11 protein-coding genes and 2 pseudogenes are annotated in these 12,226 nt (G+C 69.4%); 7 read left to right on the top strand and 6 right to left on the bottom strand.

The features are described from left to right. Positions 1 to 1,568 precede the first annotated feature (1,568 nt). On the bottom strand, positions 1,569 to 2,339 hold the full coding sequence (locus tag ACWDA7_RS44405; RefSeq protein WP_450612777.1) for a glucose 1-dehydrogenase: 771 nt from the start codon (positions 2,337 to 2,339) through the stop codon (positions 1,569 to 1,571). A 249-nt stretch (positions 2,340 to 2,588) separates the two neighbouring features. Between ACWDA7_RS44405 and ACWDA7_RS44400 the strand changes: the two genes are divergently transcribed. Further along, positions 2,589 to 3,155 carry an HIT family protein gene (locus ACWDA7_RS44400; RefSeq protein WP_450612775.1) on the top strand — a complete coding sequence of 189 codons (567 nt, stop codon included), beginning with the start codon at positions 2,589 to 2,591 and terminating at the stop codon, positions 3,153 to 3,155. A 168-nt stretch (positions 3,156 to 3,323) separates the two neighbouring features. On the opposite strand, the gene ACWDA7_RS44395 is transcribed toward ACWDA7_RS44400, so the two are convergent. After that, complete coding sequence (locus tag ACWDA7_RS44395; RefSeq protein WP_450612773.1) at positions 3,324 to 3,842, bottom strand: nucleotidyl transferase AbiEii/AbiGii toxin family protein; 519 nt, start codon at positions 3,840 to 3,842, stop codon at positions 3,324 to 3,326. 1,131 nt (positions 3,843 to 4,973) lie between these two features. On the opposite strand from ACWDA7_RS44395, the gene ACWDA7_RS44390 reads away from it, so the two are divergent. The 3 genes from ACWDA7_RS44390 to ACWDA7_RS44380 all read left to right on the top strand — a co-directional run bounded on the left by ACWDA7_RS44390 (position 4,974) and on the right by ACWDA7_RS44380 (position 7,972). Then, positions 4,974 to 5,228: a hypothetical protein gene (locus ACWDA7_RS44390; RefSeq protein ID WP_450612771.1), complete on the top strand. Its 255-nt coding sequence runs from the start codon at positions 4,974 to 4,976 to the stop codon at positions 5,226 to 5,228. Positions 5,229 to 5,544: 316 nt separating this feature from the next. Beyond that, positions 5,545 to 6,978: an aldehyde dehydrogenase family protein gene (locus ACWDA7_RS44385; protein WP_450612769.1), complete on the top strand. Its 1,434-nt coding sequence runs from the start codon at positions 5,545 to 5,547 to the stop codon at positions 6,976 to 6,978. Between the two features lie 172 nt (positions 6,979 to 7,150). After that, a complete protein-coding gene (locus tag ACWDA7_RS44380) occupies positions 7,151 to 7,972 on the top strand; it encodes a helix-turn-helix transcriptional regulator (RefSeq protein WP_450612767.1) in 822 nt (273 codons plus the stop codon). A 295-nt stretch (positions 7,973 to 8,267) separates the two neighbouring features. Here the strand turns inward: ACWDA7_RS44380 and ACWDA7_RS44375 are convergent, their stop codons facing one another. Further along, positions 8,268 to 8,408 (bottom strand): TetR family transcriptional regulator, encoded by a 141-nt coding sequence (locus ACWDA7_RS44375; RefSeq protein ID WP_450612765.1) that lies wholly within the window; start codon positions 8,406 to 8,408, stop codon positions 8,268 to 8,270. Between the two features lie 283 nt (positions 8,409 to 8,691). On the opposite strand from ACWDA7_RS44375, the pseudogene ACWDA7_RS44370 reads away from it, so the two are divergent. Beyond that, a pseudogene (locus tag ACWDA7_RS44370) lies at positions 8,692 to 8,793 on the top strand (IS5/IS1182 family transposase); the annotation flags it as partial. Between the two features lie 424 nt (positions 8,794 to 9,217). Here the strand turns inward: ACWDA7_RS44370 and ACWDA7_RS44365 are convergent. The 3 genes and pseudogenes from ACWDA7_RS44365 to ACWDA7_RS44355 all read right to left on the bottom strand — a co-directional run. After that, the gene (locus tag ACWDA7_RS44365; RefSeq protein ID WP_450612763.1) at positions 9,218 to 9,673 is read right to left on the bottom strand and encodes a DUF6069 family protein; all 456 of its coding nucleotides are present in this window, start codon (positions 9,671 to 9,673) and stop codon (positions 9,218 to 9,220) included. A gap of 294 nt (positions 9,674 to 9,967) precedes the next feature. Beyond that, positions 9,968 to 10,966, bottom strand: coding sequence for an RNA polymerase subunit sigma-70 (locus ACWDA7_RS44360; RefSeq protein WP_450612761.1), 999 nt, complete (start codon positions 10,964 to 10,966; stop codon positions 9,968 to 9,970). A gap of 97 nt (positions 10,967 to 11,063) precedes the next feature. Beyond that, a pseudogene (locus ACWDA7_RS44355) lies at positions 11,064 to 11,225 on the bottom strand (IS5/IS1182 family transposase); the annotation flags it as partial. 295 nt (positions 11,226 to 11,520) lie between these two features. On the opposite strand from ACWDA7_RS44355, the gene ACWDA7_RS44350 reads away from it, so the two are divergent. Then, positions 11,521 to 11,799: a transposase gene (locus ACWDA7_RS44350; RefSeq protein ID WP_450612759.1), complete on the top strand. Its 279-nt coding sequence runs from the start codon at positions 11,521 to 11,523 to the stop codon at positions 11,797 to 11,799. Between the two features lie 14 nt (positions 11,800 to 11,813). Further along, positions 11,814 to 11,942, top strand: coding sequence for a hypothetical protein (locus tag ACWDA7_RS44345; protein ID WP_450612757.1), 129 nt, complete (start codon positions 11,814 to 11,816; stop codon positions 11,940 to 11,942). Positions 11,943 to 12,226: the final 284 nt, after the last annotated feature.

Genomic DNA, 12,226 nt, shown 5'->3' with positions numbered 1-12,226 from the left:
CGCGTAGTCGGGAAGGCGGGGCAGGTCGGCCGCGGCAGCGGTGCCCGGCAGGCCGCCGAGCAGCGAGGCGGCGGTGGGAACTGCCGCGGCGACCGTCGCGCGTCTCAGGAACGTGCGACGGTTGGTTCCGCTCGTCTCGGCGGACTCAGTAGTCATGTGTTGTCCTTGTCAGCGAGTCACGGGCCATTGCCGGCTTGTGCTGCGAGCGGCAATCCCTTTCTTCGGATGGACCGACGAGACCAACGGAGTGTGACAACCGGGCTCTTGCCGACGTCAAATCTTTACTTTGGTGACAGTGGCTGAGGTTGGTAACCCTGCCGGGACCACAACGCACTACGCCGCCTTCCCGGGGCTTCGAGCGCGGCGCCTGGGCAGAGCGCGACCCCGGAGTCTCTGCACCTTTCCGTTTGGCTGCGTCACCAACCTCTGTGGACAGAACACGTAGGGCGTGGGCGGAGCCTCGGTGAGAAACGTCCAGTGCCGGACGGTCTCCTGGTGGGAACTCGTCGCCGTCCCTGCGACCACTGCCTCCGCATCCGCAGCGGAGCACGGCGCCCCGGACCGGGTCAGCAGAACGAGCGGCCACTCGGGGCCCGCGCCAGGCCCGGCTCCGTCGAAGGCGGTCCGGTCCCGGGGGCCGTCGAATCGCCATGCCCGCCCGCCGGCGTCGGCGACCTCGTCACCCGGCCACAGAAGCGCGTACGGCCGCATCAACAGCTCAAATGTGAACGGCGTCTTGTCGCCCGGATGAATGGAATAACCCGTGCCGTCGAGATGGCTGCTGTCCGGAAACCCCCGGTAGGACAAGCCGCGGCGCTGCACGGCCGCGGTCAGCCGGGGGCACGGTAGCCAGCCCGTCTCCAGCGGAGGGCCGTGGTGGTCCACAGGCGTCACGTGGACCACGGTCGGCGGCATTCCGACCCGGCAGATGTCCCCTGCTTTCAACTGCTCGGGCAGCGGGTCGGTCCGAAACAGCTCCGCCTCCACCTCCGGCGGGACGCTCGCCTGGCGACCTCCCCAGACCACAGCGCTACGCAGACGGCTGCAGGATCTCTCCGGCCAGCTCGCCTCCCATCCGTACTGGCACACGCAGGCTGGCCGATCAACGGCGGCCAAGGTGGAGCTGTGCCAGCAGGCCGGCTCCTAGGAGGAGGTGTCATGAACGATCACCTAACCGAGCGTCAGGAACGCATCGGTTGATGAACGCCGCGGGCCAGGGCGACATTTCACCGCTCTGGCCCGGTAGTCCATGTTGAGGAAGGGCGTTCATACCACGTCGGCCTGGTCCCGAAGCCGTGCAGGTCGGGTACGAGCGTCGGCGGCCTGTTCGGCGGCCTCGGGCCGGTCGTCCTCAGCGGCGATGCGCTCCAGCAGGGCGGCCTTCCGGTCGTAGTCCGCGTCCCGCTCGGCGGGGGCGGCCTCGTGCGCGGTCAGGTGCTAGATGGTGGCCAATACCTGGTTCATCTCCTCCACTGTGGTCAGCGGCGGCAGATGTCCGGTGACCGGATGGTCCTCGGTGCGGACAGAGGGAACGTGCTCGCCGGCCCAGACTAGCGCCGGGTCAGGCGTCAGCCAGCCGACATGCCCGCGTCGACCGGCAGGGCGTGCCCGGTGACGTGCTTCGACACGTCGGAGGCCAGATACAGGAACGTCTGGGCGACGTCCTCGGGATTGATCAGCACACCGGTCGGGTGCAGCGCGGCCGCCTCCGGTTCGGTGAACATGCCCGCGTTGATCGCCTGGTCGAGCAGCGCGGTGCGAACGACACCCGGGCACACGGCGTTGATGCGGATGCCCTGCTTGACGTACTCGATGGCCGCCGTGCGCGTCAGCGCGACCACGCCACCCTTGGCCGCCGAGTAGTCAGCGATGCCCAGCGGCAGGCCGACCATCCCGGCGATGGAAGCCATGTTGACGATCGTCCCCCCGCCCTGGGCCAGCATCTGGGTGATCTCAGCCTTCATGGACAGCCAGACGCCCTTGAGGTTCACCGAAACCAACTTGTCCCACGTCTCTTCGGTGAGCTCGTGCAGCGGCGCGCCGCCCTGTTCCTCGATACCCGCGTTGTTGATCGCGATGTCTAGCCTGTCGTGAGCGGCAACTGTCGCTTGGACCGCCGCGTCGAGGTCGGCCGCCGAGGTGACGTCGACCCGAACGAACTGCGCTTCCCCGCCGTCCTTGGTGATCGTGGCGGCCGTTGCCTTCCCGCCGTCCTCGTTGATGTCGGCGATCACGACCTTGGCGCCCTGCGCGGCGAACAACTGCGCGATCGCTGCGCCGATGCCCTGCGCCGCACCGGTGATGAGCGCGCTCTTGCCCGCCAGCAATGAATCCACCATGTGCCTTTCGACTCCTTATCAGGGACGAGGGGTACCCCGCATACCCCTCTGGAGGAGAGAAATTCCGGTCATCGAACCGGACGCGCCACCGACCGGGGGCGCGCCTATCCACGAAGGTAACCCCGCGACTGACAGTCCTGTGCCACCAAGTCCGCGCTATGGCAACGGAGTTGGGATTCTCGCGCAAGTCACCGCCCTTCAGAGCCGTGTAACGTTTACGCTCCTCCGCACTCGGATCTTGACGCGGTTGTGCGTGCGCGCATCATGGTGCACCTGCGGTGCGGCTTGGTGCGGCGCGCGGAACTCGCCCGCGTGTGCGCACCAAATCTGACGTCGTGGGTGCATATGGCGCTTCGGGAACACGAGAGGTGGGCTGTGGCAGAGAACGGATGCGTCTTCTGCTCGATTGTGCGCGGCCAGGCCGAGGCCAGCATCATTCACGAAGACGAGTCGGTGATGGCCTTCATGGACCTCCAGCCCATTACTCCGGGCCATCTGCTCGTCGTCCCCAAAGTCCACACCGTAGGGCTGGAGGATCTCGACGAGATCGTCGGAGCCCGGGTATGGGCGTTGGGCCACCGGCTCGGGCGGGCGCTGCGTCGATCAGGTCTGCGGTGCGATGGAGTCAACCTGTTCCTCGCTGACGGTGAAGCCGCCTTCCAGGAAGTGTTCCACGTGCACCTGCATGTCTTCCCGCGATTCGCTGATGACGGATTTCGGATCGACGCGCACTGGCGAGCACGGGACAGACACGAGCTCGACGAGACTGCCGCTGCTGTCCGCACCGGCCTGTCCCAGCTCACCATGCAGGCCTGAGGCGCGTCGATCTCAAGGCCTTCGCGGAACTGCGGTTCGGAGATCCCCGTCACTGCGGCCAGTTGGCAGTTCCGACCGAGAGACCCGATCCAAGAAGACGTCCGGGAGCTGCTGAGCCCTCGTCAGTCGTCGTGATCTTCCGTATCCATTGCCAGCCGCTGCTCAAGGTCAGGCCCACCGCTGAGCCCACATGCGCAGTTGTGACGTCTCCCCCGGAGCCAGGCCATAAGCTGCGAATTCGTCGTCGTCGAAGCACTCTGCACCGCTAAGGCGCTCGCGCAGGTCATGGAGGCTGAATTCGCCGAGCCCGTGCCGATTGCCGAGCCGCTCGAGATCCTGAATGGTGTGGCTGGCGGTGGCGGCGTGGACGTCGATGAGGTCTCTAACGGCGCCGCGATCGGCCAGAGCACGGACTTTCGTTCCGATGACGTCGTCGATGGCCAAGACCGGGCCGTGCTCGGTGGGCGCCGGCGAGGCCCAGAAGTTCTCCTTCAGGACGTCCACTTCGCAGCTCTCGCCGGTCTCGGGGCTCGTCACCAACAGGCGTGCAGCAAGGGGGTCGACGCTGATGATGCCGACCTGCCATCCGCGGTCCGTCAGGCCTTGGTGATGGCGAGACCAGCCGGTCTGGTCGGGCCGGCGTTTCGGTTCAAGATCACGTGGTCGGTGGCCGAGGTTGCTGGGCAAGGTCCCGTTGCAGGTCAATGCGTCGGAACTGGTTCACGGCTCCGACCTGCCGCACCACACCGCGACACTCATGCGCGTCATTGAGGAAGGTCATCAGGTGCCACGGTCACTCGGCGCCGTATCGGCCAGCGCAATCTTGGGCTCGGGGTGCTCCAGCGTTCATCTTGGCCCGTAAGCCCGAACACGACCCCGCCCACGAGGTCGAACATGAGCGCGAGCGCGCGCGAAGCCAACAGTCGGTCTTGGCTGCTCAAAGGGCGGGTCGGTCACGGCGCGCGCATCCGCAATTCATGACGCCTTCCCGTGAACTCTGAGACCTCTCGCGCCATCTGTCGTTATCAGTGTGTCAAGTAATGGCCCGTTGAGCCCTCATGGATCCACGGAATTGCCGAGTGGATCGGCGACGAGCGCTGCATGATCGTCGGCGTCTACAGGGGGAAGGATTCGCATATGAATCGGCAAAGGTGTTCGAGGTGTTCCGCTGAACGGGCGGCGGGGGGCACTGACGCCTGTCAGTGCACTCAGCAGGTGGCTACCACGGCCCGCCGCGCCGCACCGTCCGAAACGGCCACGCCGGAGGACTTCCAATCGCTCGGCGTCCGCCCATACATCTACGTCAAGCTGCCAAAACCGCCCGGCACGCAAGAGCTCCCCTCCTACCCGCCTTCGGGCCAGAGCCCCACCGCTCCGGGACAGCACGCAACGCCGTCGGCCCCCGCCACTGCGCCTTCTGCGACCGCCCCCTCGGGTATGAACGTGGTGGACGGCCGTACGCCGCAGGCGCCCCCCTCGCTCTTGGAACCGTCGCCACCGCCGACGACCGGGCCGAACCGGCCGCTGTCGCCGTCGCGCCCCCCTTCTCGCAAAAGTTCCCACAGGACGCAGAGGCGCCGACCCAGGAGCCGACGCCGACAGGCCCTGATCCTCGCGGCGATCGCGGCCGCCGCCGCGAGCTACACGAGCGGGCTGTTCACCCCGGACGAGCCAAGCCGCGACACCGCACTGCAGGGCGGACGCGCCAACGCGCCGGACGAGTCCGGCCGCACCCCGGACTCCGCGTCGGCGTCCACCGAGCCGTCCGCTCCGAAGCACGCGCGTCCCTCGGCGTCGAAGCCGGCAGCCCCGAACCGCGTGCCGACGGTCCATACCGCCGGCACGGTCAGTTCACCGCAGGCTCACACGAGCCAGACCGTCACGGTGCTGCGCCGCAGCGACAACGGCCCGCAGATCGTGGAACTGCAGCAGCGCCTGCGCCAGCTCACTGGTTCTACACCCATGACATCACCGGCAACTTCGACCTTTACCCGCTCCATCACCGGTGACTTGAACATCCCGTTCAAGAACTCCCACCGGGCTGCTCGGGGCGGCCAGCAGCAAGACCAGTGACCGGCGCGGCGCCAACGGCGGCGGCCCCAGACGAGAACCGCGCGATAGGGCCGGGGCCGTGGCGCTGCAGGCGCTGCACCAGGCCGGCGGATACCATCGCAGCCTCGCCGCGCGGCTGTCACGCGAGCACGGTGGTGTCACGTGCGGCAGGGCCGCGTCACCGGCCCGGGACGTGGACGGCCGGGCGCGCGGCCCGTGCCGCACGAAGAGTCCGTGAGTGTCCAGGTGCCGGACTCCCCGGGTGCCTGGGGAGTGACCCGGATCATGGGTATGGCCGAACATGGCTGCCGCGCGGCGGCCGCTGTTTCCTGGCGGCATGAACGAAAACTCCGATGTTCCCTTCCCAGCCTTGTCGCACTGGATCGGGGGCCGCGCAGTCCCCGGCTCCGGGCCGCTGCTCGACGTCGTGAACCCCGCCGACGACTCCGTGGTCGCCTCCGTGGCCCAGGGCACCCCCGAGGACGTCGATCAGGCGGTGGACGCGGCGCTCGCCGCCTTCCCCGCCTGGTCGGCGACCTCGCCCGAGGACCGTATCGCCGTGCTGCGGCGGGTGGCCGAGGGTATGGCGAAGCACTCCGAGGAGCTCGCGGCGACGATCACCCTGGAGATGGGCGCCCCGATCTCCTTCTCCCGCCAGGCGCAGGCCGGCTTCCCGGTGGCGGCGACGCAGGCCGCGATCGTCGCGGCCGAGCGGTTCGAGTGGACCGAGAAGGTGGAGAACTCGCTGGTCATCCGGGAGCCGATCGGCGTCGTGGGCACCATCACACCCTGGAACTTCCCCCTCCAGCAGCTCGTGACGAAGGTCGTCCCGGCCCTGCTGGCCGGCAACACCGTGGTCCTCAAGCCGTCGGAGCTCTCCCCGCTCAGCGCCCGGATGTTCGCGGAGATCGCTTCCGAGGCCGGGCTCCCGGACGGCGTGCTGAACGTCGTACAGGGCACCGGCCCGGTGGTCGGCGAGGCCATCTCCCGTCATTCGAAGATCGACATGGTCTCGTTCACCGGCTCCACGGCCGCCGGCAGGCGCGTCTCCGCGGCAGCGTCCGGGACCGTCAAGCGCGTCGCGCTGGAACTGGGCGGGAAGGCGGCCCACATCGTCCTGCCCGAGGCCGACCTCGACTTCGCTGTCACCCGCGGTCTGGCCTACGCGTGGGCGAACGGCGGCCAGGCCTGCGGCGCCTACTCGCGGATGCTGGTGCCCGAGCACCTTCAGGAGACGGTGGTCGAGAAGCTGCGTGCCGCCGCCGCTGCCTATGCTGTCGGCGACCCGGCCGACGAGGCCACCCGCATCGGCCCCCTCGCCTCCGAGACCCAGCGGCAGCGCGTGGACGGCTACATCCGGCGCGGCATCGCCGACGGGGCCACGCTCGTCGTCGGCGGCGCCGGCCGCCCGGACGGATTCGAGGCCGGCGCGTACGTCAGGCCCACGATCTTCTGCGACGTCGACCCCGACTCGGTCATCGCCCAGGAGGAGATCTTCGGCCCCGTCCTCGCGGTGATCCCGTACACCGACGACGACCACGCCGTCGAGATCGCCAACGGCACGATCTACGGCCTCAACGGCGCCGTCACCGGCGGCGAGGAGCACGCCATGGCGATCGCCCGGCGTCTGCGGGCCGGCCAGGTGGACGTCAACGGCGGGCCTCACAACTTCCAGGCACCGTTCGGCGGCTACAAGCAGTCCGGCAACGGCCGGGAGATGGGCCGGGCCGGTCTCGAGGAGTTCCTGGAGACCAAGGCGATCACCCGCTGACCGGTGGCAACGGGGGCAGCGGACAGCCCGGTGGGCGTCCACGGCCCCCGTTGCCACCCCGGGACGGCCGGCGGCGCGGAGTTACCCTGCGCAGTGGGCGGCCCACGCCCCGGGCAGCCGGTCCGGACCGGCCGGTGCCCCACAACGTAGAAACGAGAGGACGCGACGGCACATGGCGGACCGAGCCGGGCTGGCGGCCTTCCTCCGGGCACGCCGGGAGGCACTGCAGCCGGAGGACATCGGGCTGCCGCGCGGGCGGCGCAGACGTACCGACGGGCTGCGCCGCGAGGAAGTGGCGGCCCTGTGCGACATGTCGGTCGACTACTACAGCCGGCTGGAGCAACCGCGGGGTCCGCATCCCTCGGAGCAGATGCTCGCCGCGATCGCCCGCGGCCTGCACCTGTCGCTGGAGGAGCGCGACCACCTGTTCCACCTCGCCGGCCACGCCCTGCCCCGCAGGGTGCGCCGCGGCGACCACATCAACCCGGGCATGATGCGCATCCTGGACCGCCTGGAGGACACGCCCGCCCTGGTCATGAACCACCTGGGCGAGACGCTGCGGCAGACCCGCCCGGCCGTGGCGCTGCTCGGCGACCAGACGGCCTACACCGAGTGGGACCGCAGCGCGCACTACCGCTGGTTCACCAATCCAGCCTCCCGCCTCGTGCCCGAGAGCGACGTCCCGGAGCAGAGCCGGCTGATGGTGGCGGACCTGTACGGCACGTACACCCGCGACGGAGGTGACTCGCGCGCCGGCGCACTCGTGGAGGAACTCCAGCAGGTCAGCCCCGAGTTCGCGGCGCTGTGGCGCGAGCACCCGGTGCTCGGGCCCTCCTGTGCGGCCAAACGGTTCCAGCACCCGCAGGTCGGCCTGCTGGAGCTGCACTGTCAGACGCTCGTCGACCCCGACCAGTCCCAACGGCTCCTGGTGTACACCGCGATACCTGGAACGGAGAGCCACACCAACCTCCAGCTGCTCTCCGTACTCGGCTAGCGCCGGCTCACGGTTCTGCCGAACACGCCGTGAGCCGTGCCGGCACGGCACGACCCGGCGGCAGGTGCCGGCACCAGGCATCAGCGGGTCTTCGTCGACTCGGCTGGTGGCCACGCTCATTCATCTCCGGCACGACATTCCGCGCGCCGCTCTCAAGCTGCCGTTCGACGTCGGCCATTCCACCATCACCCGGCCGTCGCGGAGATACAGGCCCTTCCGGCCACAGCGGCGTCCCCCGTCCCGAGTGCAGGACGGCCATGGGACACGCCGCTCTTGTCGCCGAAGGAGCGGGCAGTCACCACCGGGCAACTTTCGCGCGTTTCCCGATCCCGCGCGTGGTGGTCTGGTCCAAGCCACACCCGCTGAAGAGCTCGTTCGCCGCCCCCAGTAGCAGTTCGCGGCTACTCGGAGTCCCGCCTGCGCGGCGACGTGCCACCGGTCACCGCGCCACCCGCCGCGCAGTCACCTCGCCGCCCGGCGTCGGACCCCCGGCGGACGCACCGGGCGCGGGCGACAGGCCCCGGTCGTCGCCGAGATCGGCCACACCGACCAGCTCGCCATCGCCGACGCGGACCCGCCCACCCCACCCGGCTAGAGCGGATGGACCTGGCCCTCGCCGAGAACCTCCCGCGCTTCTTGGACCTGCTCGACGTGGCCCCGGCCCAGGGCCTGTCCGATGGGTCGAGTGGCTCATCTGCGGATCGATCGTTCCGAAATTCGTGGGGCGGGGTGATCTTTCGGATGATGAGTGCGCTCTGTTGGAACCGCACCTTCCAAGGAACCGCGGACGGGGCGGGCGTGGGCGGTGTCATCGCAGAGTGAGCCTTATCCAACCTCCCACGTCACAATCAGCGTTCCCTGCCCCGCCGGCTACGGCATGGCAGCCCCCGCACGCGTAGGTGTCAGGCTCGGCTGCGAGCGTGTCCTGGTGTGGCTTGAGCCTGACGTCGACCCGAGAGAGGGTAGATCCCCGCTCAAGCCGCCGCGCAGGAGCCGAATCCACCTGGGAGGCGCGACGGCGGGGTCGGCGAGGGTGAAACGCGACCGGGGTACCCGGTTCGCCCCGACAGACGCGGGTGGCGTTTGGTCTTCATCCCGCGAGGTGCCCTGTGCTTCTTCGCACGCGCGACTCAGCTTTCGAATCGACCAAGAAAAACAACCCGGAATGGAGGGTGGCAGCACCGGGGGCCACATTGGTGCGCTCGCGCACGCCCTTGCGCCGCGCATTGTTCCGTTGCGGGATCGTCAATCGGTCCGGGTGCGGAGGCTTCGGGCCAGGGTGGGGATCATCACCGTCGCAGGGACGAGGTGTAGCCCGAGGAGGGCGGCGGCGGTGGGGGTGTTCGCCCCGGAGAGGAGAGGCGGGACCAACGAGATCACGGTCAGCGACACTGCCGTCCACACGAATCGCTTGGCGGGGCGATCGCTCCAACGAAGAAGAGCGACGGCAATGACGATGCCCACGACCGAGAATAAGCCGGTCACCACGGCGAACCCGGACAACGGGATCGTCTCGCCACCATCGGGGATCTGGAAGTCGACGCCAACGGCCTGGGCAAGCGCCGCGGCGAGGGTGGTGGCCACCATCGCCGCGAGCGTGGCAATGAAGCCGGTGCCGGCGAGCCTGCGGAGTCGGTGGGTGTGGCTGGTCCGGCCCGATGCCGGACCTGCGACGACCCCAGCGTCATTCATGCTGTTCATGTCGTTCCTCCATCATTCGGTAAGTGGCGTACAGGGTGTTGACTGGCATGTGACGGTCCTGGCCCTGGGGGTGACGATGCGCACCCTCGCCGTGCGATGGCCGGGGTTCCGCAGGGCGCGGACGCCGGTGCCGCGGAGCCAGAACCCGGCGTCGCGTCCGAGGACCGACCCTGCTCGCCGTCGTGAAGCTCCAGCTGCACCCGCCCGCGGGTGACGACGCCGAACGCGTCGCGCCACTGCGCCGCGACCACCGCGACACGCGCGCCACCGCGCAGCGCGACGTCCACACCGGGACTACTCCGTGCCGTCCGCCGGCAGGCGCTCCGGCAGCCCGAGCCACGGGAACTGGTCGTCGTGGAACGTGACGATCTCGGTGATCGCCCCGCCGGTGACACGCAGGACGTCGATCGTCAGCGGCAGGTACGCACCCTCCCGCTTCCGCCAGAGGTAGAAGGCGACGGCGGGCTGCCGGTTCACGGAGGTGAGGACGGCGCGCAGGCCCTTCATGCCCTCGAAGCCGCTCTCGACCCACTCGTTCACCACCGCGTCGCGGCTGATGTACAGGCCCGGCGTGGGCGGCATCGACCAGCGGACGTCGTCCCGCAGCAGTGCGGCGAGCCCGTCGACGTCCGTGGCCACGCTGGCGTCGGTATAGCGGCGCACCAGCTCGCGCGTCCCGGCGTCCTGTTCGCCGCCGGTCCAGTCCTGCCGCTCGGCGGGCAGGTGCCCCCGCATGCAGGCGCGGGCCCGCTGCAGCGCGCTGTTCACGGAGTTGACGGAGTTCCCGAGGAGCTCCGCGACGTCCTTCGCCGGCCAGCCGAGCACGTCCCGCAGGATCAGCACGGCCCGCGGGCGCGGCGCGAGGTGCTGGACTGCGACCAGGTACGCCAGCTCGATCGTCTCCCGCGCGACGGCGACGGTCTCCGGATCGTCCGCGTCGCCCGCGGGCAGCTCGTCGAGCAGCCGGTCCGGGTAGGGCTGCAGCCACAGCACCTCGCCGCCGGTCGCAGGCTCCGGACGGCACTTGGCGAGCAGGTCCAGGCAGGCGTTGGTGGCGATCCGGTACAGCCAGGCCCGGAACGTCGACCGCCCCTCAAAGGTCTCCCGCCGCCGCCAAGCACGGAGGAACGTTTCCTGCACGGTGTCCTCGGCGTCCTCGAACGACCCGAGCATCCGGTAGCAGTGCACGTGCAGCTCCCGCCGGTGCCGCTCCGCCAGCCCCGAGAACGCCGGCTCGTCGACCTCGCCCAGACCGCTCACGTCCAGCTCCTCCAGCCGTGTGTCCGCGCTCATCACGTCATCCTTCCGCCTCGTCGTGTCCCGTCGTAGGTGTGACGGGTGCGGGCGCGAAAACTCATCACCACGGTCGGTCGGCATGGCTGAGCGTCTCTCATCCTTGGTAGGTCGGGTTTTCGACGCGGTGGAGAACGAGGATGGCCTGCACCATTGCGGTGGTCCGGGAGGGGCTGCAGCGCAGCTTGGTCAGGATTTTCCAGCTCTTGAGGGTGGCGACGGCGCGTTCGCCGCGGCGGCGGATCCGGGCGTGGGCCTTGCCGTCGATACCGCCGCGCCACCGGCTGACGGCCAGGTCTCGAGCCGCGATCGGGTCGGCTGTGGTCGACGACGGGCGCACCATGGTGCAGGCCGCGCGGGACTTCGAGGTGTCCTGACCGATCGCGAACGCGGCGTTCACCGCTGCCGCGAAGGCCGCACTGCCAGCGGTCACGCCGACGGTTGAGCATCTGGGCATCAAAAAGACCCGGCGCGGCAAGGCGAAATTCCGCCTGGTCACCAGGGACGACGGCGCCGACGCGTCAGAAGTCATCGCGGACCGGTGGCAGGTGTGGATGGTCGACCTGACCGGCGGGGCGGGGCTGCTCGGGCAGGTCGAGGGCCGCAATGCCGCCGCGGTGTCGACCTGGCTGGACGAGCAGTCCGCCGCGTGGCGGTCCGGGGTGAACACCGTGGCCATCGACATGTGCACCGTCTTCAAGGCCGCCGTCCGCACCTCGCTGCCGGACGCGACCTTGGTCCTGGATCACTTCCACGTCGTCCAGTTGGCCAATGTCGCGCTCACCGAGGTGCGGCGACGCATCACGCTCACCGAACGAGGACGCTGGGGCTGAAAGGGGAACTGGGAGTGGAGATCAGGAACCGGCTGACCCGCTCGTCGGCGCGGATGCACGCCGACCACCTGGACCCGATGGTCGCCGACCTGGAAGCCCTGCCGGTGAAGATCGGCCGACCGATGGATAGAAGTCATCCTTGAAGTCGCCCAGGACAGCCGCCCAGTGGTACTCCGCCTCGGCCGAGAGCAGGGCGCGGAAGGACACGAGGTAGTCAGTGGGCCGCGACCGCAGGCGCCGGTTCAGCACTTCGCGGAACTGCGCGATGGCGCCGGCGCAGACCGCCAGGAGATCGTCGCAGCCATGGTGCCCTGCCGCACGCTCGAGAAGCGGGCTCTCCCGGCATGTGTGTGGGCGCGTGGAGGGGATCTCGGCGTCAAAGCGCTGACCGGGTTGGACGATCCTGTCGGGGGCGGTGGAATGTAGG

The sequence above is a fragment of the Streptomyces sp. NPDC001156 genome (assembly GCF_053598275.1).
The sequence above is the reverse complement of the archived record's forward strand: the minus strand, read 5'-3'. Positions and strand labels throughout refer to the sequence as shown.